Here is a 22,213-nt window from a genome sequence, read left to right as displayed (position 1 = left end):
CGACGGCCGCGCCGCATCCCGGCGCGGTCTCCCCTCGTCCCGCTCCAAACCGGTCGCTGTTACAAAGCGATATAGCTAGGCGACATTTTGGAACGCACTGATGCCGTCCGGTCGAAGTCCGGTGACATCGGCCGCGCAGTCTCCCCGCTTCGTCGCCGCCCGGACGGTCCCCCCTTCGCTGCATCGGAGACACGCATGACCTTATCGACCCGTTCGCCCTCCATCGCCGGAGCCGCCGCGATCGGCCTCCTCGCGCTCGCCGCCGCCGCGCCCGCATGGGCCCAGCAGCAGCCCCCGCAGCTAACGCGCGCCGAGGCCCGCACCGTCGCCGCCGCCTGCCAGGCCGACGTGAAACGCATCTGCCCCGACGTGCCGCGCGGCAAGGGCCGCATCGCGGCCTGCCTGCAAGAGAATGCCGCGGCGGTGACGCCGGGCTGCCGCTCCGCCATCGCCAAGGTCATGAACAAGTGAGCTGTTCCGAGAGCGTCGACCACACGCGCCGCCACTGCATCGCCGACTTGCGCGCCGGCGTGCTCGTCCTCCTCGCGCTGGCCGTGGCGAGCATGGCGCCGAGCACCGCCCGGGCGGCGACACCGTCGGTCGCGACCAGCAACGTCAACCTGCGCGCAGGACCGGCGACATCGTACCCCGTCGTCACCGTGGTTCCGGCGGGAGCGCAAATCGTCACCTACGGGTGCATCAGCTCCTATGCGTGGTGCGACATCGGCTACGGCACGGCGCGCGGGTGGGTATCCGCGTCCTACATCACCGCCACCGGGCCGAGCGGGGGCGTGGTCGTCTCCGCGGCCACGGCGGCGGCGGTGGGCATCACCGTCGTCGGCTTCTCCAAGGCCTATTGGAACAGCTACTATACCGCCTATCCCTGGTACGGCCGCTGGACCGCCTACGCCCCGCACGCCTCCGGCGGCGCGGTGGCCGGCTGCGTCGGCGCCGCATGCGGTGGGGCGCGGCGCGTCACCGGCGCCAACGGCGGGACGGTCACGTCCGCGGGCGGTTGCGGCCCCAACGGGTGCGGCGGCGCGCGGCGGGTGGTCGGCCCCAACGGCGGAACCGCCGGTGCGGCGGGCGGGTGCGCGCGTGGCCACGGCTGCGGCGTGGTGCGCCGCGGACCCAACGGCGGCACGACGGCGCGCGGCTTCCACCGGTGAGGCGGCACGCGCTCCGCTGAGCGGCGTCCGCGCGGCTTTTCTGCCGCGCGGGTGGTTCCTAGTTGCGACGCATCGCACCCGGCCGTGCCAGATCGCGCTTCAGCAGGCGCATGTTGGCGTTGTTGGCCTTCCACATCACGTCGGCCACGGTGCCGACGATGGGGATCGAGCCGATCAGCGAATCACCCGCGACGTTCGCGGCCATTCGCGCCAAGGTCCGCTTGCGCGCCCCCATCCGGTACCCCTGGCCGATGAGGTAGGCCGATATCGCCAGCCCGGCGAGGTCGCCCACGCCCGGCACGATACCGAGGACCGAGTCGAGCCCGAAGCGCACGCCCATGAACCTGAACTTCGAGTCCAAGAGGTGCGCCAGCTTGTCGAGTTCAGCCGTCGAGGGAGCCGCCGAGTAGGACCGGTCACGGCCACGGCTCATCGTAATGGTCGGTGCCATATTGCAATCTCCTTCGTTTGATCAATTCCTGGATGTGGCTGCAAGTTCCCTCCCCCCGTGGGGGCGGCGGCGGACCGCGTCCCCTTGCCGCCCGTGCGCAAACGCGAGACAACCGGCACAAATCCAAGATCCATCCGGAGGGCACGCATCATGACCGTCGAGACACCGCTCGACCGATTGGCCGAGGCGATCCCGGACGGGGCCAAGCTCGCCATCCCTGCCGACTATGCCGGCGTGTCGATGGCGATGGTGGGTCCGCTGCTGCGCCGTGGCGCGCGCGACCTGCACCTCGTCTGCGTCCCCACCAGCGGCATCCAGGCCGATCTGCTGATCGGGGCCGGCGCGGTGGCGACGGTGGAGACGAGCGCGGTGACGCTGGGCGAGGCGGGCGGCGCCCCGGCGTTCGGCCGCGCGGTCCGCTCCGGCGCCGTGCGCGTGCTGGACGCGACGTGCCCTGCGATCCACGCCGGCCTGATCGCGGCGCAGAAGGGCGCCCCGTTCCTGCCGATGCGCGGCTTGATCGGGTCCGACATCCTCGCCAACCGACCCGACTGGCGGGTCATCGACAACCCCTTCGCCGACGCCGGCGACCCGGTGGTGCTGATTCCGGCCATCGTGCCCGACGTCGCGCTCTTCCACGCGCCGGCGGCGGACCGCTTCGGCAACGTCGCCATCGGCCGGCGGCGCGAGTTGGCGACGATGGCCTACGCCGCGCGCCGCACCATCGTCACGGTGGAGCGTATCCTCGACACCGACCTGATGGCCGACGAGGCGAGCGCCGCCGGCACCCTCCCCGCTTTGTATGTCGACGGGATCGGCCTCGCCCCGGGCGGCGCCGCACCGCTGGCGCTGTGGGGCGAGTACGAGACCGACGTCGCCGCCGTGAAGGCCTACGCCGCCGCCGCCCGCTCGCCGGAGGCGCTGGCGGCCTATATCGACGCGCTGATGGGCCGGGTGCCGGCATGAGCGCCACCGATCGCACCGTGCTGATCGCCACCATCGCCGAGCTGCTGGCGGGGGTGCGGCATGTGGCGGTGGGCGCCTCCTCGCCGATCCCGGCGGCGGGGGCGATGCTGCGCCGGGCGCTGGACGAGGCGGCCGGGAAGCCGACGGTGCGCCTCTCGATCCTCGGCTCGGTCCGGCACAACTTCTTCACCAACGGCGGGGTCGAGCTGTTCGACTGCGCCGGACAGGGGCGGATCGATGCCTTCTTCCTCGGCGGCGGACAGATCGACGGAGAGGCCAACATCAACCTGGTCGGCGCCGGCACATATCCCGAGGTGGACGTGCGCTGGCCGGGCTCGTTCGGATCGGCCTACCTCTACTACGTGATCCCGCGGGTGATCCTCTTCCGCGAGGAGCACTCCCCGCGCGTCTTCGTGCCGAAGGTGGACTTCGTCTCCGCGCCGGGTGTGAGCGAGCCGGGCACCTTCCGCACCGGCGGCCCGTACGCGCTCCTGACCGGAAAGGGCCTGTTCGACTTCGACAAGGCCCGCCGGCGCTTCGCCCTGCGGTCCCTCCACCCCGGCCACACACTGGACGAGGTCGTGGCCGCGACGGGCTTCCGCTTCGACCACGCGCCGGCCCCCGTCACGACGCCGGCCTCATCGCCCGAGGTGACGCACCTCCTTCGGACACGCGTCCTCGACGAGCTGTCGGAGACCTACCCCGACTTCGCCGCGAGCCTGCGCCGGGACATGGCGGCCGCCGCGGCCTGAGGCCGCCGGCTCACCCCCGAGGCGCCCTGCCTGACGGACGGGCGCGCCGCGTCGCTCCTGCGACGAAAAAAGGCGCGCCATGGTTGCCAAGGCGCGCCCTCCGTCGTCAGTTCCGGGCGCGTGGCCCGCGCCGCCTATTCGCCGGCGTCGTAGCCGTCTTCGTCGGGTCTGTCGGCATCGGCGTCGCCGTCGGCGTCGTCTTCCGGGACGCCGGCGATCTTGTCGGCGATGATGCCGGCGGACTGCCGGACCGCGGCCTCGATGGCGTTGGCGATCTCGGGATTGTCGCGCAGGAACTGCTTGGAGTTCTCACGCCCCTGACCGAGACGCTGCGAGTCGTAGGAGAACCAGGCACCCGACTTCTCGACGATGCCGGCCTTCACGCCGAGGTCGAGCAGCTCACCCAGCTTGGAGACGCCCTCGCCGTACATGATATCGAACTCGACCTCGCGGAACGGCGGGGCGAGCTTGTTCTTCACCACCTTCACGCGGGTCTGGTTGCCGACGACCTCGTCCCGGTCCTTGATGGCGCCGATGCGGCGGATGTCGAGCCGGACGGAGGCGTAGAACTTCAGCGCGTTGCCGCCGGTGGTCGTTTCCGGCGAGCCGAACATCACGCCGATCTTCATGCGGATCTGGTTGATGAAGATGACCATGGTGTGCGAGCGCGAGATCGAGCCCGTCAGCTTGCGCAGCGCCTGGCTCATCAGCCGCGCCTGCAGGCCGGGGAGCTGGTCGCCCATCTCGCCTTCCAACTCGGCGCGCGGGGTGAGCGCGGCCACCGAATCGATCACCAGGACGTCCACCGCGCCGGAGCGGACGAGCGTGTCGGCGATCTCGAGCGCCTGCTCGCCGGCGTCCGGCTGGGAGATCAACAGATCGTCGACCTGGACGCCGAGCTTGCGGGCGTAGATCGGGTCGAGCGCGTGCTCGGCGTCGATGAACGCGGCGATGCCGCCCTTCTTCTGTGCCTCGGCGACGGTGTGAAGGGCGAGCGTCGTCTTGCCCGACGACTCCGGTCCGTAGATCTCGACGATGCGGCCCTTGGGCAGGCCGCCGATGCCGAGGGCGATGTCGAGCCCGAGCGAGCCGGTCGACACGGTCTCGACCTCGATCGTCTGCCCGGCGCCGAGCTTCATGATCGAGCCCTTGCCGAACGAGCGCTCGATCTGGCTGATCGCCGCCGTCAGCGCTTTCGTCTTGTCCACGGACGACCCCTCAACCAGGCGTAGATCCGACTGCGCCATCGCTGATCCTTTGCGCTTCATAGTTTAGGCCCACCTTGATTGGATTTCAGTGTTACACAAACCGGCGGCGTTCGCAATCTGTTCGGCACGTTAAGATTGCGTTAACCCATCGGGCGATCTGCTCTGGCAATCGCAACCTATCGCGTCGGGCGGGCGCCGAAGAGCCCTCGCCCAAAGATTCACACAGGAAGAAATCAAGACCCGCGGCGATCGCGCCGGGGCCTCAGCTGCGCCCCAGTTCGCGCTTCACGGCCTCCGCCAAAGCCTTGAGCGTGAAGGGTTTGGCGAGGAACTGGGCGTCGGGCAATTCGTCCAGCGAGGCGCCATCGGCGTAACCGGACATGAAGAGAACCTTGAGGTCGGGTCGCTCGGCGCGCACTTTCTTGACGAGGCTCGGCCCGTCCAGCTCCGGCATGATGACGTCGGTGACCACGAGGTCGATCGCGTCGCCTTCCTCGGCGAAGATCTCCGCCGCCTCGACACCCGATTCGGCCGACAGCACGCGGTAGCCCTTCGCGGTGAGGGCGCGGGCGGCGAAGGTGCGGATCGCCTCTTCGTCTTCCACCAGCAGCAGCGTGGCCGAGCCGGTGAGGTCGCCGCTGGGGGCGGGCGCGCGCTCGCTCTCCGCGCTGGCGGGCGAACGCTCGGCGACCTCCGTGCGCGGCAGGTAGATGCGGAAGATCGTCCCCGTCCCGACCTCGCTCTTGACCGACAGGGCGCCCCCCGTCTGCTTGACGATGCCGTAGACGGTGGACAGGCCGAGCCCGGTGCCCTCCCCGGTCGCCTTGGTGGTGAAGAAGGGCTCGAAGATCTTGTCCAGCATCTCCTGCGGCATGCCGGTGCCGACGTCCTCGATCTCGACCAGCACGGTGTCGCCGGGGACCTCGTCCGCGCCGTCGCTCTCCGCTTCCCCGGCGGGCACGTTGCGGGTGCGGATGGTGAGCGTGCCGCCTCCCTTCATCGCATCGCGCGCATTGACCGAGAGGTTGATGACCACCTGCTCGATCTGGGAGAGGTCGGCCAGAACCGGCCACAGGTCGCGCCCGTAGGCCAGCTCCAGTTTCACCGTCTCGCCCAGTAGGCGGTCGAGCATGATGGAGAGGTCGGCCACGACGTCGTTGAGGTTGAGGACGGTGGGCCGCAGCGTCTGCCGGCGCGAGAAGGCGAGGAGCTGCTTGACGAGTCCCGCCGCCCGCTGCGCCGACTGCTTGATGTTCATGATGTCGCGGAAGGCGGGGTCCGACGGGCGGTGGCTCTGCAACAGCAGGTCCGAGAAACCGATGATCGCCTGCAGCACGTTGTTGAAATCGTGCGCGATGCCCCCGGCGAGCTGGCCGATCGCCTGCATCTTCTGGCTCTGCGCGATCTGCGCTTCCAGCTCGGACTGGTCGGTGACGTCGGACAGGACGATCATCACCCGATCCTCGCGCCCCGGAAAGGGGTTGGCGGAGAGGCGCACGCGGCGGCCGGGCGTGTGGCGCAACGTCGCGTCGGTGCGGCTGGTGCCGTGCTGGTGGGCCTGGCGCACCAGGCGGCCGACCACGCCGTCCTCGGCGACGAGTCCGTCGGCGAGGTTGGCCCCCTCGCCGGCGAGGGTGTGGTAGCGCGAATTGGCGGCGTGGATGGTGCCTTCGAGGTCGGCGACGGCGGCGGCCGCGGGGACGATGTCGACCAGGGTCTGCCCCAGCGCGGTGCCGGCGGGAACGGCGCCGGGCGCCGCGGGCTCGAACTGGTGGACGATGCGCCCGTCGCGGCAGGTGAGGCGGGCGAAGAGATCCGGCGGCAAGAAGCCGTCCGCCTCGCCCTCGGCCATCGCCCGGCGGCGCAGCGCGAAGAGGGCCAGCGCGGCGTCCGGACCGGCGGCGAGCGCGTCCGGATGTGCCTCGCAGCCGCGCGCCTCCATCAAATCCGCGAACGCGGCGTTGGTGGCGACGAGGGCGCCCGTCACGGTCGTCACGGCCATCGGGCCGGCGGGTGTGGCGAGGACGCGCGAAGCGGGCGGGGCGGTGGCCGTCGCGGGGCGAAGATGGCGCAATGCGCCGTATCCTGCCGCACCGAGGGCAGCGAGCGCGAGTGTGCCGGAGAGCGCCGCGGGCCCGCCGAACGCCATCGACGCGGCGGCGCCGGACAGCGCCGCGAAGGCGCCGACGGTGACGAGGCTCGTCTCCGAGGCGGGCGCGGAACATCGACGCGCGGGCGCGTCGGACGGTGTGTCGACCAGACGGGGCGGAATGGCGTTCATCCCCGCATTATGCCTGATTCGTGTGGCCGAGGCGCCTGACGCGGCGCCTCGGCCGCTGCCGACCCGAGGATCGGATGTCCGCCGGGATCAGTCGTCCCGGTGGATGCGTTCGCGGCGTTCGTGGCGCTCCTGCGCCTCGATGGAGAGAGTGGCGATGGGGCGGGCGTCCAAGCGGCGCAGGCCGATCGGCTCCCCCGTCTCTTCGCAGTATCCGTAGGAGCCATCCTCGATCCGGGAGAGCGCGGAGTCGATCTTGGCGATCAACTTGCGCTGCCGGTCGCGGGCCCGAAGCTCGATCGCGTGGTCCGCTTCGGACGTCGCACGATCGGTCAGGTCCGGATGATTTCGCTCGCGCTCGGCGAGCTGCTCCAACGTGAACTTCGCTTCCCGCAAGATATCGGACCGCCAATCCAGCAGTTTCTTGCGAAAATACTCTCTCTGCCGCTCATTCATGAACGGTTCGTCCTCGCTCGGACGATAATCGCCGTTGACCCGTTCTTCGACCGTCTCAACCACGCGCGTATCACCCCCGCTACTGCGCCGTCGCTATACACTCTTATGGAACAATTGCAAGCTGGAAGGGGCAGAGATCACAAACCGTTACGCGGCTAACCGACACTGTTGCGCCGGTGCACCGGCGCATGTCGACCCCCTCGCGACAGGCTAAGCCTTGGCCCCGTTTTCCCCCGTCCCGCAACCGTTCACGGGCCGGGAAATTGACCGTCTTGCCTTGACACTGCAACCCGCTCCGAGGCTCATGAAACATGGCGCCTGGGACGAGGCCGTCCGGGCCGCGTCGCCGTGAAGTCCTGAGAGGTGCCATGCGATTTGAAGGTTCGGCCAGCTACGTCGCGACCAAGGACCTGTCGGTCGCCGTAAATGCGGCGATCGCCCTGGAACGGCCACTTTTGGTGAAGGGTGAGCCCGGCACCGGCAAGTCCGTGCTCGCCCACGAGGTCGCCGCCGCGCTCGGCGCACCGCTGATCGAGTGGCACATCAAATCCACAACAAAAGCACGCGAGGGCCTCTACGAGTACGACGCCGTGGCGCGCCTGCGCGACAGTCAGCTCGGCGACCCGCGCGTGTCGGACATCTCGAACTATATCCGCCGCGGCAAGCTGTGGGACTCGTTCGTGGCCGACGACCGGCCGGTGCTGCTGATCGACGAGATCGACAAAGCGGATATCGAGTTTCCCAACGACCTCCTCCTCGAGCTGGATCGGATGGAGTTCGACGTGCTGGAGACCGGCGAGCACATCAAGGCCGCGCGCCGCCCGGTCGTCATCATCACCTCCAACAACGAGAAGGAGCTGCCGGACGCCTTCCTGCGCCGCTGTTTCTTCCACTACATCAAGTTCCCCGACGCGCAGACGCTGGCCGCCATCGTCGAGGTCCACTTCCCCGACCTGAAGAAGGAGCTGCTGCGCGAGGCGCTGGAGACCTTCTTCGCGCTGCGCGACGTGCCGGGGCTGAAAAAGCGCCCCTCGACGTCGGAATTGCTGGACTGGATCAAGCTCCTGGTGGTGGAGGACCTCGATCCGTCGACCATCGCGGAGAAGAAGGCCGGCAACATCCTGCCGCCGCTGCACGGCGCGCTGATCAAGAACGAGCAGGACGTGCACCTCTTCGAGCGGCTGGCCTTCCTCGACCGGGCGCGCCGCTGATGCGCTATTTCATCATCATGCGTCATGCCAAGGCCGAGGCCGGCGAAGACAAGCTCGACTACGACCGCACGCTCGTCGAGCGCGGCTGGAGCGAGGCCGACTCCACCGCCCGCCAGCTCGCCGAGCACGGCCTCGTGCCCGACACCGTGCTCTGCTCCGCCGCCCGCCGCACGCGCGACACGCTGTGCGCGGTGTTGCCGCACGTCGGCAGCGACTGCGTGGTCCACCTGCGCCGCTCGCTCTACGAGGCGGACGCGCTGGACCTGCGCGACGCACTGCGCAAGACGAGCGGCCAGCGGGTGCTGGTGATCGGCCACAACCCCTCGGTCCACGAGCTGGCGCTCGACTTCGCGGGGGCCGACGGAGGCAACCTCGCCCACGGCTTCCCGACGTCGACCGCGGCGGTCTTCACCCTCGGCTTCGGCCTCGACACGATCCGCTTCGACGGTCTGATCACCCCGTAGCGCGGCTCAGGCCTCGAGCACGCCGGTCGCGTCGCAGTCGTCCGGCGACGGGTCCTCCTGGATATGGCGCGCGTCCTCGTCGTCGTGCGCAGCGAGGAGCCGGTCGTAGTGGGCGGCGGCCTCGGCGAAGGTGAGGAACTGCAACGCGCTGCCCACCTTCGTCACCACGCCGTCGGCGAGCAGCCGGCGCAGCGCGTCCTCGATCTCGAAGTCGACCGAGACGCCGTAGCGTTCGACGATCGCCTCGTCGATCCGGCGCTTCCTGGCCATCAGCTCCGCTTCCTCCACCGTCTCGCCGGCGAGGAAGTAGAGCGTGATGAGATCCTCCTTCACGTCCTCCTCTTCCGCCCGGTCCAACAGCAGCGTCAGTGCCGCACGATTGTTGGCGAGGTTGTGGAAGAAGAGCTTCTGCGACAGCTCCATCATGTAGCGATTGCGCTGGTTGAAGAAGCCGGTCACCTGCCGCGCCAGCAGGCCGCCGAAGGCCACCAGCGCCCCGACCGCGGCGATCGGGTTCGTCGCGGCGACGACCTTGCCCGTGGTGCTGAAGACGCCGAACGCGGTGCCGCCACCGGCGGTCGCGTAGAACTTGATTTTGTCGAACGGACGGAACTGGACGCGGCGCAGGGGGAAGAGGATCTGCAGGTCATGCTCGGGCATGTCCTTGAAGACCTTGATGTAGATATTGTCGGTCGACATCCCGGTGGGCAGGTTTTTGCGTCGCTTCTCCACCCGCTTGAGCGCGGCCTTTTCCGAGATCCCCTCCTTGGCCGCCACCTCGGCCGCGCGCTCCGCGTCGGACTTCAGCTTCAGGAGGATGAAGAGCCGGCGGTAGACGCGGATGTCGTAGCGGTAGGTCTTCAGGAACGCCGTCTCGGGCCGGCGCACCTCGTGGTGGGTGAGGTAGACGTCGCGCGCGTAGACGTGCAGCAGGTCGTACTCGTCGAGGTCGACCTCGATGCGCAGCGAATAACTCGACTGCTCGTTGAGGATGGCGTCGATCTCCTCGGTCTCGAGCGAGGTGTAGTTGGCGCGCGTCAGGAGGTGCTCGGTCAGGTCGGAGAGGCGCCGCTCCATGTCCAGCCGCTCGTCGTCGGCGAAGGTACAGACCTTGAGCGTGTCGGCGTCGGGACTGAACGGCAGGTAGATGCGCCGCATCTCGCGGGCGAGGGCGCGGTAGGCGTGGTTGCGGTGCCGCTCCAGCCGCAGCGCCGCGAGGGCGAACACCTGACCGTCCTTCTCGCCCGGAATGTCGCGGCACAGGTCCGCCGTCACCGCCTGGCGCGTCAGCGGGATGAAGCGCGAGGCGGGGATCGGCTTGTGCGCGATCTCGTGCTCGGGCGGCAGGGGAAACCCGGCGATCTCGCGCAGGAGCACGGTGAACGGCTTCGGGCGGGCGGGCGCCTTGGTGGGCGCGGGCGTCTTGGCGCGTTCGGGGGTGGCGTCCATGGGCTGACCTTCAGCGTCGCAAGGCGTCGATGGCAGCGTCCAGGCCGGAGAGCGTCAGCTCGAACATGCGCCCCTCCATGAGGTCCGACATGATCCCGGTCGACTGCGTGTACTGCCATAGATCACCTCGCACCGGGTTGATCCATGCAGCTTTGGTAAAATGACCGAGAAGTCGGTTCATCCAGACCGCCCCGGCCTCCGCGTTCCAATGCTCGACCGAGCCGCCGGGCGCGACGATCTCGTACGGGCTCATCGCCGCGTCGCCGACGAAGATGAGCCGGGTATCGGGCGGGAAGCGGCGCACCACGTCGATCGTCGGCGTGACCTCGGTGCGGCGGCGCGCGTTGGAGGTCCACAGGCCTTCGTAAACGCAATTGTGAAAGTAGAACTGCGTCAGCGAGTGGAATTCCGACTTCGCGGCCGAAAACAGCTCCTCGCAGACTTTGACGTGGTCATCCATGGACCCGCCGATATCGAGGAGAAGTAACACCTTGATGGCGTTCTGCCGCTCGCGGCGGGTGCGCACGTCGAGGAAGCCTTCGCGGGCCGTCGCCTCGATGGTCTCGGGAAGGTCCAACTCCTCGGTCGCGCCGGTGCGGGCGAGCTTGCGCAGCTTGCGCAGCGCGATCCGGATGGCGCGCGTGCCGATCTCGACGTTGCCGTCGAGGTCGCGGAACTCGCGCTTGTCCCACACCTTCACGGCGCGCCGGTGCCGCCCGGGCCCGCCGATGCGCACGCCCTCGGGGTTGTAGCCGCCGTGACCGAAGGGTGACGTGCCGCCGGTGCCGATCCACTTGTTGCCGCCCTGGTGGCGCCCCTGTTGCTCCTGGAGGCGCTCGCGCAGCGTCTCCATCAGCTTCTCGAAGCCGCCCAGCGCCTCGATCTGCGCCTTCTCCTCCTCGGTGAAGACACGGTCGGCGAGCGCGCGCAGCCACTCTTCCGGCAGCTGCGCCACGTCGACCGTGTCGCCCGCCTCGGAGAGGGATTGCAGGCCCTGGAAGACGCGCGCGAAGACGCGGTCGAACGCGTCGATCTTGGTCTCGTCCTTCACCAGAGCCGCGCGGGCGAGGTAGTAGAACGTCTCGATGTCGTCGTCGGCGAGGCCGCCGTGCATCGCCTGCAGCAGGGTCAGGTACTCCCGCAACGAGACGGGCACGCCTTCGGCGCGCAGGCCCTCGAAGAGCGGCGTAAACATGGAGACCTCCCCCTTGGCTCGGCGGGGAGCTTAATCGCCACGGCGCCGAATGTCAGCGAAGGCGCTGCCGTTCGCCGCCACCATGGGGCCCGGCGGCGCCCCGCGCATGACGAATCCGGTGAACCGGCGCGCGGGGGGCGGCAAAAATCGGCGTCGCGGCTGGTGCGCGGAGAGCGGGCCGCTGCTATGGCAGGGGGGCACGGAGGATGTATGGCCGAAGGGATCTTGCCGCGACAGGCGATCGCGCGGTTGATCGACGAAGGAGCGCTCGGGGCCACCGAGCCGATCGCGGCCGACCAGCTGCAACCGGCGAGCCTCGACCTCAGGCTCGGCACCAAGGCGCACCGGATCCGTGCCAGCTTCCTGCCCGCGTCCGGCGAGGCGATGGCCGACAAGGTCGCCCGCGTGGTCCTGCACACCATCGACCTGACCCAAGGGGCGGTGCTGGAGACAGGGTGCGTCTACCTCGTTCCGCTGATGGAGCGGCTCGACCTGCCGCCGCACCTCTCCGCGTCGACGAACCCGAAGAGCTCCACCGGCCGGCTCGACGTCTTCACGCGCGTCATCGCCGACGGTGCCGGGGGGTTCGACTTCGCGCCCGCCGGATACTCCGGCGCGCTGGCGCTGGAGATCTCGCCGCGGACCTTCCCGATCCTGGTGCGTGCCGGCTCGCGCCTCAGCCAGATCCGTTTCCGCGAGGGTGACGCGCGGCTGACCGACGGCGAACTCGGCGCGCTCGACCGCGAGAGCCCGATCGCCGCCCCGAAGGCCGCGATCAAGGACGGCCTCAACGTCACCATCGACCTGTCGGCCCGTGGCGGCCCGGTGGGCTACCGCGCCAAGCGGCACACCTCGGTGATCGACGTCGACAAGCGCGACGCCGAGGCGCTGCGCGACTTCTGGGACCCGATCGAGGCGACCGACGGCCGGCTGATCCTCGACCCCAACGAGTTCTATATCCTGATGAGCCGCGAGGCCGTCTCGATCCCGCCGACGTACGCGGCCGAGATGGTGCCCTTCGACCCGTTGGTCGGCGAGTTCCGCGTCCACTATGCAGGCTTCTTCGACCCCGGCTTCGGCCACGGCGCGGGGCATGCCTCACGCGCGGTGCTGGAGGTGCGATCGCGCGAGGTGCCGTTCATCCTGGAGCACGGCCAGGTCGTGGCCAGGCTCGCCTATGAACGTATGGTCGAGCTGCCCGACCGTTTGTATGGCGAGGACTTGAAGTCCAACTATCAGGCCCAGTCGCTCAAACTCTCGAAGCATTTTCGTGCCGTGCCATGACCGAGGGGAACCGCCCAGCCGCATGGGGGTTCCTCGCCATCGCCGCTTCGACGTACGTGCTGATGCAGCTCGTTCCCGTTCTCGTCACGGTCATCCTGTCCGACCCGCGCCAGACGGACGTGGCGGCGGCCATGTTGCTGCTGATGCCGCTCGTCAGCCTCGCCAACTTCGCGGTGCTGTGCGCGGTGCCGCTGTGGGTGGTCTACCGGCTGGGGCAGAACCAGGTGCGCTCGCTGGCGCTGGAGATCGTGGTGCTGGGGTCGGTCGGCCTCATCGTCGCCGCGGCGCTGGCCTTTTCGCGCGGGTCGATGGTGCGCAACGGCGTCGTCTACGCCGTGGACGGGGCGCCGACCTTGCGGTTCGCGGCGGAAAGCGCGCTCAACCTCGTGGTCCCATACCTCACCGGCGCGCTGGTGGACCGGCCGCGCCCCTGGCGCTGGTGAGGCTGCCGCAGGCGAGGACCCGCTCATGACCCATGGCGACATGACCGCCTCGTTGTTCGACACCGCGGACGCCAACGCCCCTCCCCGCTCGGCCGACGAGATCCTCCACGAGGTCTTCGGCTTTTCGGACTTCCGTCCCGGCCAGCGCGACATCGTCGAGGCGGTGCTGGCCGGCGGCGACGTCCTGGCGGTGATGCCGACGGGCGGTGGCAAGAGCCTGTGCTACCAGTTGCCGGCGCTGATCAAGCCGGGCGTCACGATCGTCGTCTCGCCGCTGATCGCGCTGATGCGCGACCAGGTGCTGGCGATGCAGTCGCAGGGGATCGCCGCCGCCTCGCTGAACTCGGCCAACGACCGCGAGGACAACTGGCGCACCCTCCAGCGGGCGATCGGCGGCGACCTCAAGCTGCTCTACATTTCGCCCGAACGGCTCGCCCACGTGGAGACGATCGAGCGGCTGCGCGAGGCGCCGATCGCGATGATCGCGGTGGACGAGGCGCACTGCGTCTCGCAATGGGGGCACGACTTCCGGCCCGAGTATCGGCAGATCGGCCAGATCCGCCGCGACCTCGGCATCCGCCAGACGGTGGCCTTCACCGCGACGGCCGACAAGGTGACGCGCGAGGACATCGCCGAGCGGCTGTTCGAGGCGGATTGCAGCGTGTTCGTGCGCTCGTTCGATCGGCCGAACATCTCGCTGGCGATGAGCCAGCGGGACGACGGCCGGGCGCAGCTCCTTTCCTTCCTGAAATCGCACGGCGGCGAGGCGGGCGTCGTCTACTGCCAGTCGCGCAAGAAGGTGGACGAGACGGCCGCCTTCCTGGCCGCCAAGGGTTACAACGCCGTCCCCTACCACGCCGGGCTGACGCGCGAGGAGCGCGACCACAATCAGGACGTCTTCGTGCGCGAGGACGGGGTGATCGTGGTGGCGACGGTGGCGTTCGGCATGGGGGTCGACAAGCCGGACGTGCGCTTCGTCTTCCACATGCAGCTGCCGAAGAACATCGAGTCCTACTACCAGGAGATCGGCCGGGCGGGGCGCGACGGGCTGCCGGCGACGGCGCATGCGCTCTACGGCTTCGGCGAGGTGCGCCAGTTCCGCCAGTGGATCGAGGAGTCGGACGCGCCCGAGGCCGTCATGGAGGTCGAGCGGCAGAAGCTCAACGCGCTGGTGCGGCTGTTCGAGGCCCCGGCCTGCCGGCGGGTGCAATTGCTGGCCTATTTCGGCGAGGCGACCGCGCCGTGCGGCAACTGCGACATGTGCCACGGCACGGTGGAGACCTTCGACGCGACCGTGCTGGCACAGAAGGCGCTGTCGGCGGTCGCGCGCACGCGCGAGCGGTTCGGCATGGAGCACCTGATCGACGTGCTTCGCGGCGAGCGCTCGGAGAAGGTGGAGAAGCACGGCCACGACACGATCAAGACCTTCGGCGTCGGCGCGGACCAATCGAAGAAGGTGTGGCGGTCGATCTTCCGGCAACTGGAGGGCATCGGCCTCGCGGTGCCGGACCCGAACGACTACCACGCCTGGAAGATCTCGAACGCCGGCTGGCGGGTGCTGAAGGGCGAGGACACGGTGCTCCTGCGCAAGGACACGATGTCGCTGAAGGACAAGGCGCCCAAGTCCTCCACCGCGGCCAAGGAGCTGCCGACGGACTACGACGAGGCGCTGCTCGCCGCACTCAAGGGTCTGCGGCGCGAGCTCGCCAACGAGCGGGACGTGCCGGCCTATGTCGTCTTCTCGGACCGCACGCTGATCGAGATGGCGGCGAAGGTGCCGCAGACGTCCGACCAGCTGCGCGGGGTCCACGGCGTCGGCGAGCGTAAGCTGCGCGACTACGGACCGGCGTTCCTGGACGTGATCCGCGACAAGGCGTCGGGCACCGCCTGACGCGCCGGCGGCGAGGCGCGGAGACGGACGGCTGCGTGACGGAAAAGGCGGGGCACCGAGGGAAGGATGGTGCCGCGGAAGGGACTCGAACCCCCGACCCCATCATTACGAATGACGTGCTCTACCAACTGAGCTACCGCGGCCCGCTTCGCGGCATTCTCTAGTGCGCTTTGGCCGCGCCTGCAACCGCCTTTGCGATTTTCACCGCCGCGGGTTTCAGCTCCAGGCAGGCCCTGCGCATTTTGCCGCATGCCGGCCGCTCTTCGGCCCGCCGCAAGGCTCCCGATGCGCCCGGCCGCCCGGCACGGGACCGTGACCCGTTCGGGATCGACGGCGCCGACCATCGCCGCACCGGCCGCCCCTCGACCGCAGCAATTCCGTCCCGCCGCGGCAGCCATACTTGAGATGTTAAGTCTTGTTTGCGGTGAAACGCCGGACGTTCGCGCGTTCACCCTCCGTCATCCGAATTGAAATGCCATTTGTCGCGCCAGCCATCGCGCGAGGCACGCTGTCGATCGTGTCTTTTGTCGTCGTTACTTCCGGCATATCGCGCTTTGCGGGAGCAGGCAATTATGGCAAACAGGGTGGCACAACAAAGACATGTGGGGAGCGTTATGAAGTCCTTCCTTTCCGCCGCCGTCGCACTCGGTCTCTGCGCGACGCCGGCTCTGGCGCAAGACGGCTGCGACAGCGGTGAAACCGTCATCAAGTTCAGCCACGTGGTCTCCGCTCAGGGCCACCCCAAGGGGGAGATGGCCGAAGCCCTCGCCCAGCGCATCAACGAAGAGATGAACGGCAAGGCCTGCATGCAGGTCTTCCCGAACTCGCAGCTCTACGACGACGACAAGGTGATGGAGGCTCTCCTCCTGGGCGACGTGCAACTCGCCGCGCCCTCGCTGTCGAAGTTCGGCGCCTACACCCGCAAGCTGGGCCTCTTCGACCTGCCCTTCCTCTTTCCCGACATCGCCTCGGTCGACCGCTTCGTGAAGTCCGAAGAGGGCCAGAGCCTGCTGACCTCGATGTCGGACTACGGCTACGTCGGCATGGGCTACATCAACAACGGCCTGAAGCAGTTCTCGGCCGACAAGCCGCTGATCGACCCGTCCGACGCCAAGGGCCTGAAGTTCCGCGTGCAGACCTCCGACGTCGCCCAGGCGATGATCGAGGCGCTCGGCGCGAACGCCCAGAAGCTCGCCTTCAACGAGGTGTACGGCGCGCTGCAGACCGGCGTCGTCGACGGCCAGGAAAACACCTACACCAACATCTATACGCAGAAGTTCTTCGAGGTGCAGGACGGCATCACCGAGACCAACCACCAGGTGCTGACCTACTTCGCGGTCACGACCCAGGAGTTCCTCGACAGCCTGGACGACGAGACGCGTGAGCAGTTCGTCACCCTCTTCAACGAGGTGGCGGACGAGTACAACGCCCGCTCGAACGACCTCAACGAAGAGGCCAAGCAGAAGATCGTCGACGCCGGCGGCGAGATCCGCACCCTGACTCCCGAGCAGCGGCAGAAGTGGGTGGACGTGATGAAGCCGGTGTGGGCCCAGTTCTCCGACGAGATCGGCCAGGACCTGATCGATGCGGCGGTCGCGGCGGGCAACTCCAACTCGTAACGCTCACCACCGGGGCCGGCGGCCGCCGCCGGCCCTTCCCTGCGAGGCGACGGGACGCGCATGTACGATTTCATCCTCAACTATCCGTTGGGCGCCCTGGCGATCTTCGTGGGGATCTACTTCCTCCTCGATCGCCTCGCCCCCCGCGTCATGAACACCTTCGAGGAATCGCTCATCGCGATCATCCTCGCGCTGATGGTGCTCGTCGCGTTCGTGCAGGTCGTGCTGCGCTACGGCTTCAACTCCGGCATCACCGGTGCGCTGGAGCTGAACCGCATCCTGTTCGCCTGGCTCATCCTCTTCGGCATGAGCTACGGGCTGAAGACGGCGGCTCACCTCGGCATCGACTCCCTGATCCGGGTCTTTCCGCGACCCGTCTTCCGCGCCTTCGCGATCTTCGGCGCCTTCGCCGCCCTCCTCTACGCGGTGATCCTCATCCACGGCACGTGGCTGACCTACCTCGGCGCCACCTCGCGCGGCGGCGGCGCGGTCGACTACTGGGTCCGCTTCTTCAAGCTGCCGCTGGGGCTCGACGACCTGATCTATCCCGGCTTCATGCAGGAGTGGGCCGGCCAGCAGCGGGTGCACCGCTGGGTCGCCTACCTGATCCTGCCCATCGGCCTCGGCCTCTTCGCCATGCGGGCCGTGCAGGCGCTGGTGGAGATCGCCACCGGCAAGCGCGAGCTGGTCATCGCCAGCCACGAAGCCGAAGACCTCGTCAATGAAAACAAAGATGTTCTGAGGGACTGATGGAAGCCGGGATCCTCTTTGCGCTGGTCTTCATCTTCCTGCTGATCGGCGTCCCCGTCGCGATCTCGCTGGGCCTCTCCTCGCTGCTCCTGATCGCCTTTTTCTCCAACGACTCGATCTCCTCGGTCGCACAGCAGCTCTACACCGCGTCGCAGAACTACACGCTGCTGGCGATCCCCTACTTCATCCTCGCCTCGGCCTTCATGTCGACCGGCGGCGTCGCGCAGCGCATCATCCGCTTCGCCATCGCCACCATCGGCTCGTTCCGCGGCGGCTTGGCGATGGCCTCGGTGCTCGCCTGCATGCTCTTCGCGGCGCTGTCCGGTTCCTCGCCGGCGACGGTCGTCGCCATCGGAACCATCGCCATCGCCGGCATGCGCCAGGTCGGCTACTCCAAGGAGTTCGCGTCCGGCATCATCGCCAATGCCGGCACCCTCGGCATCCTGATCCCGCCGTCGATCGTCATGGTGGTCTATGCGGCGGCGACGGACGTGTCGGTCGGGCGGATGTTCCTGGCGGGTGTCATCCCCGGCCTCGTCGCCGGCGCGATGCTGATGATCGCCATCTACATCATGGCCCGCGTGAAGGGCCTGCCCAAAGGCGAGTGGCAGGGCTGGGGCGAGTTCCTGCGCGCCGGCAAGGACGCCGCCTGGGGCCTCTTCCTCATCATCATCATCCTGGGCGGGATCTACGGCGGCGTCTTCACACCGACCGAGGCGGCCGCCGTCGCCGCGGTCTACTCGTTCGTCATCGCCCTCTTCGTCTACCGCGACATGGGGCCCCTCAAAGGGCGCCGCTTCCTCGCCGAGAGCGTCGGCGAGACCGCCCGCGTCGGCTTCTTCGCCTGGGTCTACGGGCTGGCGCTGTGGGTCGTGGTGCTGATCATCGGCTACTTCGCCGGCGGCGAGGGCGCGATCGCGGAGCGGGCCGTCGTCGGCCTCGTGCTCGGCATCGTGGCGGCGCTGGCCTACATCACGCTGAAGATCGGCGCGGCGAAGATCCCGGCCGCCCTCGTCATCGGCCTCGCCTACCTCGCCAAGAACATCGCCGAGGCGCTGGCGTTCACCCCGCTGACGATCGTCCACCCCGACACGCGCAAGGTCATGATCGACGCCTCACGCACGACGATCATGCTGATGTTCATCATCGTCAACGCGCTCCTCTTCGCCCATGTGCTGACGTCGGAGCGCATTCCGCAGGCGATCACCTCCTGGATGCTGGACGCCGGCTTCAACTGGTTCACCTTCCTGATCGCGGTGAACGTGCTCCTCCTGATCGGCGGACAATTCATGGAGCCGTCGGGCCTCTTGCTGATCGTGGCGCCGGTGGTGTTCCCGATCGCGCTGGAGCTGGGCGTCGACCCGATCCACCTCGGCATCATCATGGTGGTGAACATGGAGATCGGCATGATCACGCCGCCGATCGGCCTCAACCTCTTCGTCACGTCGGGCATCACCGGGATGAGTCTCGTCCAGGTGGTCAAGGCGGCGGCGCCGTTCGTCGCGATCCTGTTCCTCTTCCTCATCCTCGTGACCTACGTGCCGGCGATCTCCACCTGGCTGCCGACGGAGCTGATGGGCCCGGAGATCTCCGCCCGCGCACCCGGCAACTGACCGGGCCGCGAGCCGCGGACACAAAAAAGGCCGGGGCATGCCCCGGCCTTCGATGTTTGACGCGAACCGTCCTTACTTGACGATCATCGTCTCCGGCAGCTCCTCGTAGGCCGCCTCGTCGTACTCTTCCATGTTCTCGATCTCGTCGCCCGACATCTGCGTGTTGAGGACGACCTTGTCGGCGGTGATGGTGAGATCGCTGTAGGGGAAGGCGATTTCCTTGTCGCCGATGCCCAGCATGCCGCCCACCGAGATGATCACGACAGGCGCGTCGAGGGCCGGGTCCAGCAGCACGGCCTCAACCTCACCGACCTCGTCGCCGGCGGCGTTCATGACGTCGGCACCCTCGAGTTCGGAGACGTTGATCTGATAGGAGGCGGTCTTCATCGCCTCCGCATCGGCCTCGACCGACGACGCGGCGACCTCGGCTTCGCCGGTCTCGGCGGCGGCAGCGGTCTCGACGTCGACCTCACCGGTCTTCTCGACGGCGACGTCCGGGCTCTGCTGCTCGACCGCGACGGCCGGCTCCTCCTGCTCGACCGCGACGGCGAGCTCGGGCTGCTCGACCTTCACGTCGGGCTCGGGCGTATCGACCGCGACCTCGGGCGCCTGGGCCTCGACCGACACGGCCGGCTGTCCCTCCTGGACGGCGACCTCCGGCTCGGGCTGCGTCACCTCGACCCGGGCTTCGGGCTGCGAGACGGCGACCTGCGGCTCCGCCTGATCGACGGTCACGCTCGGCTCGGGCTGCGTCACGGCGACCTGGGGCTCCGAGGTCTCGACCGAGACCTGCGGCTGCTTCTGCTGCACGGCCACTTGGGGCTCGCCCTGGCTCACCTTCACCTGCGGCGCGGGCTGCGACACGGTCACCTCCGCGGCCGGTTGGGTCACCGTGATGGTGCCCTTCGGCGCGTCGGCGTCCTTATCGGCGGCGGCGACGTCGGTGCCGGTGGGCGCGGCGGCGAGGGTCTCGACCTCGACGAACATCAGCCGCCCGTCCGCGTCGGCGTCGGCCTCGGCGAAGCGGCTGTTGTAGGCGTCCATGTCAGCGTCCGACAGCGTGGTGCCGGAGTCCTCGAGGCACGCGACGTACTCGTCCATGGTCAGGCCGGAATCGCCGTTGGCGTCCAGCGCCAGGAATTCCTCGTTGGACATCTCATCGACGGCGCACGGGCCAAAATCGGACTGCGCGAGCGCGGGGCTTGCAGCCAGCATGGCGGCGCACGCGGTGCCCAGCATCCACTTGTGGGTCATCGAATGGCTCCTCGGTGTAAGATCTTTCGCGGCCCGGGGACGAGACCCACGGGCCTTCTGTGGAGTCAATTCGTTCACGCGACGACATGTTCCGCAAAAAGCGCGCCGACCTGCGTAGAAATTGGCGCAGGCAAAAGATCTTGCTCCAGAACAACGAACGCCGCCGCAGCATGTGCTGCGACGGCGCCCAAAGTTTTAATGTAGATTGCGACTACTCGATCATCGAATCGGGCAGCGGCTCGTAGTTTTCCTCCTCGTATTCCGGAAGCTCTTCGAGGATATCCTCGTTGGTCGAGGTGGTGAGCGTGGCGGTCTCCCCGTCGTAGTCGAGGTCGCCGTAGGGGAAGACGAGCTGGGTGGAGCCCAGGCCGAGCACGCCGCCGACCGAGACGACGACCATCGGCTCGCCGGTCGCGGGGTCGAGGACGATGTCCTCGATGTTGCCGATGGTGTCGCCCTCCACGTTGACGAGCTTCAGCTCCGTGATGGCGTCCTTCGGGATCGTCGTCGTGACGGTCGACGCCTCCGCTTCGCTGGTTGCCGGCGCCTCCGCGGCGGTTGCTTCGGCGGCGGGCTCCTCGGTGGCGGGCGCTTCGGCGGCGGGCGCTCCGGTCACCGCCTCTTCGGCGGCCGGCACCGCGGCAGCGGCCTCCTCGGCAGCGGGTTCCTCCGTGGCGGTCTCCTCAGCGGCAGCGTCAGCGGCTTCCTCGGCGGCGGGTTCCTCGGTCGCCGGCTCCTCGACGGCCGGAGTCTCGGCGGCGGGCGCCTCGGCAGCAGGCTCGTCGGTCGCGGGTTCCTCGGTGGTGGGCGCCTCGGCAGCCGGCTCGTCCGCCGCCGGCTCGTCCGCTGCCGGGGCCTCCGTTTCGGTCTCCGCCTCGGCCTCGGCCTGGGCGACCTCCGTCTCGGAGACTTCGATCTCTTCGGCGACGGCCTCGTCCGGCGTGTCGCTGATCGCCGCGACCGCCTCGTCCTGCGCGGCGCCGGGCGTATCGTCCTCGGCTGCCGGAACGGCCGCCGCCTCCGGCTCCACGCTCGACGTGCGCGCCACGTTCACGTTGGGCTCGGCCTGCTCGACCGTGACCTGCGGCTCTTCCTGCTGGATCTCCAGGTTGAACGTCGGCTGCGTGACCTGAACCTGCGGCTCGGGCGTCTCCACACGCACCTCCGGTGCCACCGGGCTCACGTCCACCTGCGGATCTGCCGCCGAGATCTCGACCTGCGGGTCCGGCTGGTCGACTTCGACCGTCGCCTGCGGCTGGTCGATCGAGACCGACGGCTTGGCCTGCTCGACGATCACCTCCGGATCGCGCAGCTCGACCTTCACGTCCGGTTCCACCGGCGTCACCGTCACCTTCGGCTTCTTCTGCGTCACGGTGACGATCGGATCGAACTGGCGCACGATGATGCGCGGGGCGGGCTGCGTCACCGTCACAGTCGGCGCCGGTTCGAACACGCGCACCGTCGCGGCCGGCTGGCGCACGACGATCACCGTTCGCTCGGTGGCCGGGGGGGACGCGGGTGTATCAGCGGCGGCCGCGGGGGCCCCCTCCTCGGCCGCAGGCGCGGTGTCTTGCGCAAGGGTCGGCGTGGCCGCAAGCAAAGCCACGATCGCCGTGCAGGTCCAAAGCTTCATGGGAGCTCCTCATCTTTTCCCGTAGACTTGTTGCCTGCGCGCGTGACGGCAAGTCCAGCGCGCTCAGTCGCGAAACGAAAAAAGCCGGGGCGCGATGCCCCGGCTCGGTTCCGGCTATCCGCCGCGA

The 22,213-nt window shown here is 68.6% G+C and carries 20 protein-coding genes and 1 tRNA gene; 12 read left to right on the top strand and 9 right to left on the bottom strand.

All coding sequences use genetic code 11. The features are described 5' to 3' along the window. Positions 1 to 195 precede the first annotated feature (195 nt). Positions 196 to 471: a cysteine rich repeat-containing protein gene (locus MRB58_RS14985; RefSeq protein WP_244777928.1), complete on the top strand. Its 276-nt coding sequence runs from the start codon at positions 196 to 198 to the stop codon at positions 469 to 471. After that, positions 468 to 1,169, top strand: a complete 702-nt coding sequence (locus tag MRB58_RS14980) for an SH3 domain-containing protein (protein WP_244777927.1) — start codon at positions 468 to 470, stop codon at positions 1,167 to 1,169. Before MRB58_RS14985 ends, MRB58_RS14980 begins: the two co-directional genes overlap by 4 nt. 58 nt (positions 1,170 to 1,227) lie before the next feature. Here the strand turns inward: MRB58_RS14980 and MRB58_RS14975 are convergent, their stop codons facing one another. Beyond that, on the bottom strand, positions 1,228 to 1,620 hold the full coding sequence (locus tag MRB58_RS14975; protein ID WP_244777926.1) for a DUF4112 domain-containing protein: 393 nt from the start codon (positions 1,618 to 1,620) through the stop codon (positions 1,228 to 1,230). A 150-nt stretch (positions 1,621 to 1,770) separates the two neighbouring features. Between MRB58_RS14975 and MRB58_RS14970 the strand changes: the two genes are divergently transcribed. Both MRB58_RS14970 and MRB58_RS14965 read left to right on the top strand, forming a co-directional pair. After that, positions 1,771 to 2,586: a CoA transferase subunit A gene (locus MRB58_RS14970; RefSeq protein ID WP_244777925.1), complete on the top strand. Its 816-nt coding sequence runs from the start codon at positions 1,771 to 1,773 to the stop codon at positions 2,584 to 2,586. Beyond that, positions 2,583 to 3,338: a CoA transferase gene (locus MRB58_RS14965; RefSeq protein ID WP_244777924.1), complete on the top strand. Its 756-nt coding sequence runs from the start codon at positions 2,583 to 2,585 to the stop codon at positions 3,336 to 3,338. The genes MRB58_RS14970 and MRB58_RS14965 overlap by 4 nt, the downstream gene beginning before the upstream one ends. 134 nt (positions 3,339 to 3,472) lie before the next feature. Here the strand turns inward: MRB58_RS14965 and recA are convergent, their stop codons facing one another. The 3 genes from recA to dksA form a co-directional block, all read right to left on the bottom strand. Then, a complete protein-coding gene (gene recA, locus MRB58_RS14960; protein WP_244777923.1) occupies positions 3,473 to 4,585 on the bottom strand; it encodes a recombinase RecA in 1,113 nt (370 codons plus the stop codon). Positions 4,586 to 4,808: 223 nt separating this feature from the next. Continuing rightward, positions 4,809 to 6,827, bottom strand: coding sequence for an ATP-binding protein (locus tag MRB58_RS14955; protein ID WP_244777922.1), 2,019 nt, complete (start codon positions 6,825 to 6,827; stop codon positions 4,809 to 4,811). Positions 6,828 to 6,914: 87 nt separating this feature from the next. Next, on the bottom strand, positions 6,915 to 7,280 hold the full coding sequence (gene dksA / locus MRB58_RS14950; RefSeq protein ID WP_244781998.1) for an RNA polymerase-binding protein DksA: 366 nt from the start codon (positions 7,278 to 7,280) through the stop codon (positions 6,915 to 6,917). A gap of 368 nt (positions 7,281 to 7,648) precedes the next feature. On the opposite strand from dksA, the gene MRB58_RS14945 reads away from it, so the two are divergent. Both MRB58_RS14945 and MRB58_RS14940 read left to right on the top strand, forming a co-directional pair. Beyond that, positions 7,649 to 8,491: a MoxR family ATPase gene (locus MRB58_RS14945; RefSeq protein WP_244777921.1), complete on the top strand. Its 843-nt coding sequence runs from the start codon at positions 7,649 to 7,651 to the stop codon at positions 8,489 to 8,491. Then, positions 8,491 to 8,955: a histidine phosphatase family protein gene (locus tag MRB58_RS14940; protein ID WP_244777920.1), complete on the top strand. Its 465-nt coding sequence runs from the start codon at positions 8,491 to 8,493 to the stop codon at positions 8,953 to 8,955. Before MRB58_RS14945 ends, MRB58_RS14940 begins: the two co-directional genes overlap by 1 nt. A gap of 6 nt (positions 8,956 to 8,961) precedes the next feature. Here the strand turns inward: MRB58_RS14940 and MRB58_RS14935 are convergent, their stop codons facing one another. Continuing rightward, positions 8,962 to 10,404 carry a DUF3754 domain-containing protein gene (locus MRB58_RS14935; protein ID WP_244777919.1) on the bottom strand — a complete coding sequence of 481 codons (1,443 nt, stop codon included), beginning with the start codon at positions 10,402 to 10,404 and terminating at the stop codon, positions 8,962 to 8,964. A 10-nt stretch (positions 10,405 to 10,414) separates the two neighbouring features. Continuing rightward, positions 10,415 to 11,599: a VWA domain-containing protein gene (locus tag MRB58_RS14930; RefSeq protein ID WP_244777918.1), complete on the bottom strand. Its 1,185-nt coding sequence runs from the start codon at positions 11,597 to 11,599 to the stop codon at positions 10,415 to 10,417. A gap of 210 nt (positions 11,600 to 11,809) precedes the next feature. On the opposite strand from MRB58_RS14930, the gene MRB58_RS14925 reads away from it, so the two are divergent. The 3 genes from MRB58_RS14925 to recQ are packed head-to-tail and all read left to right on the top strand — an operon-like array spanning position 11,810 to position 15,217. Beyond that, a complete protein-coding gene (locus tag MRB58_RS14925) occupies positions 11,810 to 12,883 on the top strand; it encodes a 2'-deoxycytidine 5'-triphosphate deaminase (protein WP_244777917.1) in 1,074 nt (357 codons plus the stop codon). Continuing rightward, positions 12,880 to 13,326 carry a hypothetical protein gene (locus MRB58_RS14920; protein ID WP_244777916.1) on the top strand — a complete coding sequence of 149 codons (447 nt, stop codon included), beginning with the start codon at positions 12,880 to 12,882 and terminating at the stop codon, positions 13,324 to 13,326. The genes MRB58_RS14925 and MRB58_RS14920 overlap by 4 nt, the downstream gene beginning before the upstream one ends. A 25-nt stretch (positions 13,327 to 13,351) precedes the next feature. Beyond that, positions 13,352 to 15,217, top strand: a complete 1,866-nt coding sequence (gene recQ, locus MRB58_RS14915; protein WP_244777915.1) for a DNA helicase RecQ — start codon at positions 13,352 to 13,354, stop codon at positions 15,215 to 15,217. A 67-nt stretch (positions 15,218 to 15,284) separates the two neighbouring features. Here the strand turns inward: recQ and MRB58_RS14910 are convergent. Then, positions 15,285 to 15,360, bottom strand: a tRNA-Thr gene (locus tag MRB58_RS14910). A 471-nt stretch (positions 15,361 to 15,831) separates the two neighbouring features. On the opposite strand from MRB58_RS14910, the gene MRB58_RS14905 reads away from it, so the two are divergent. The 3 genes from MRB58_RS14905 to MRB58_RS14895 are packed head-to-tail and all read left to right on the top strand — an operon-like array spanning position 15,832 to position 19,199. Further along, positions 15,832 to 16,836 carry a DctP family TRAP transporter solute-binding subunit gene (locus tag MRB58_RS14905; RefSeq protein ID WP_244777914.1) on the top strand — a complete coding sequence of 335 codons (1,005 nt, stop codon included), beginning with the start codon at positions 15,832 to 15,834 and terminating at the stop codon, positions 16,834 to 16,836. A 60-nt stretch (positions 16,837 to 16,896) separates the two neighbouring features. After that, positions 16,897 to 17,586 (top strand): TRAP transporter small permease, encoded by a 690-nt coding sequence (locus MRB58_RS14900; protein ID WP_371747183.1) that lies wholly within the window; start codon positions 16,897 to 16,899, stop codon positions 17,584 to 17,586. Continuing rightward, a complete protein-coding gene (locus MRB58_RS14895; protein ID WP_244777913.1) occupies positions 17,586 to 19,199 on the top strand; it encodes a TRAP transporter large permease in 1,614 nt (537 codons plus the stop codon). Before MRB58_RS14900 ends, MRB58_RS14895 begins: the two co-directional genes overlap by 1 nt. Before the next feature lie 72 nt (positions 19,200 to 19,271). Here MRB58_RS14895 and MRB58_RS14890 read toward each other — a convergent pair whose 3' ends face one another. Together MRB58_RS14890 and MRB58_RS14885 are read right to left on the bottom strand one after the other, a co-directional pair. Then, complete coding sequence (locus MRB58_RS14890) at positions 19,272 to 20,453, bottom strand: PRC-barrel domain-containing protein (RefSeq protein WP_244777912.1); 1,182 nt, start codon at positions 20,451 to 20,453, stop codon at positions 19,272 to 19,274. Positions 20,454 to 20,664: 211 nt separating this feature from the next. After that, positions 20,665 to 22,086, bottom strand: a complete 1,422-nt coding sequence (locus tag MRB58_RS14885; RefSeq protein WP_244777911.1) for a PRC-barrel domain-containing protein — start codon at positions 22,084 to 22,086, stop codon at positions 20,665 to 20,667. Between the last annotated feature and the right edge of the window lie 127 nt (positions 22,087 to 22,213).

The sequence above is a fragment of the Acuticoccus sp. I52.16.1 genome, assembly GCF_022865125.1.
In the GTDB taxonomy this organism is placed as follows: domain Bacteria; phylum Pseudomonadota; class Alphaproteobacteria; order Rhizobiales; family Amorphaceae; genus Acuticoccus.
The sequence above is the reverse complement of the archived record's forward strand: the minus strand, read 5'-3'. Positions and strand labels throughout refer to the sequence as shown.

Coding starts and splice junctions, on each gene's coding strand:
- MRB58_RS14945 (WP_244777921.1), top strand. CDS start 7,649: ATGCGATTTGAAGGTTCGGCCAGCTACGTCGCGACCAAGGACCTGTCG.
- MRB58_RS14890 (WP_244777912.1), bottom strand. CDS start 20,453: ATGACCCACAAGTGGATGCTGGGCACCGCGTGCGCCGCCATGCTGGCT.
- recQ (WP_244777915.1), top strand. CDS start 13,352: ATGACCCATGGCGACATGACCGCCTCGTTGTTCGACACCGCGGACGCC.
- MRB58_RS14930 (WP_244777918.1), bottom strand. CDS start 11,599: ATGTTTACGCCGCTCTTCGAGGGCCTGCGCGCCGAAGGCGTGCCCGTC.
- MRB58_RS14905 (WP_244777914.1), top strand. CDS start 15,832: ATGAAGTCCTTCCTTTCCGCCGCCGTCGCACTCGGTCTCTGCGCGACG.
- dksA (WP_244781998.1), bottom strand. CDS start 7,280: ATGAATGAGCGGCAGAGAGAGTATTTTCGCAAGAAACTGCTGGATTGG.
- MRB58_RS14925 (WP_244777917.1), top strand. CDS start 11,810: ATGGCCGAAGGGATCTTGCCGCGACAGGCGATCGCGCGGTTGATCGAC.
- MRB58_RS14935 (WP_244777919.1), bottom strand. CDS start 10,404: ATGGACGCCACCCCCGAACGCGCCAAGACGCCCGCGCCCACCAAGGCG.
- MRB58_RS14885 (WP_244777911.1), bottom strand. CDS start 22,086: ATGAAGCTTTGGACCTGCACGGCGATCGTGGCTTTGCTTGCGGCCACG.
- MRB58_RS14965 (WP_244777924.1), top strand. CDS start 2,583: ATGAGCGCCACCGATCGCACCGTGCTGATCGCCACCATCGCCGAGCTG.
- MRB58_RS14895 (WP_244777913.1), top strand. CDS start 17,586: ATGGAAGCCGGGATCCTCTTTGCGCTGGTCTTCATCTTCCTGCTGATC.
- MRB58_RS14985 (WP_244777928.1), top strand. CDS start 196: ATGACCTTATCGACCCGTTCGCCCTCCATCGCCGGAGCCGCCGCGATC.
- MRB58_RS14900 (WP_371747183.1), top strand. CDS start 16,897: ATGTACGATTTCATCCTCAACTATCCGTTGGGCGCCCTGGCGATCTTC.
- MRB58_RS14955 (WP_244777922.1), bottom strand. CDS start 6,827: ATGAACGCCATTCCGCCCCGTCTGGTCGACACACCGTCCGACGCGCCC.
- MRB58_RS14940 (WP_244777920.1), top strand. CDS start 8,491: ATGCGCTATTTCATCATCATGCGTCATGCCAAGGCCGAGGCCGGCGAA.
- MRB58_RS14970 (WP_244777925.1), top strand. CDS start 1,771: ATGACCGTCGAGACACCGCTCGACCGATTGGCCGAGGCGATCCCGGAC.
- recA (WP_244777923.1), bottom strand. CDS start 4,585: ATGGCGCAGTCGGATCTACGCCTGGTTGAGGGGTCGTCCGTGGACAAG.
- MRB58_RS14920 (WP_244777916.1), top strand. CDS start 12,880: ATGACCGAGGGGAACCGCCCAGCCGCATGGGGGTTCCTCGCCATCGCC.
- MRB58_RS14975 (WP_244777926.1), bottom strand. CDS start 1,620: ATGGCACCGACCATTACGATGAGCCGTGGCCGTGACCGGTCCTACTCG.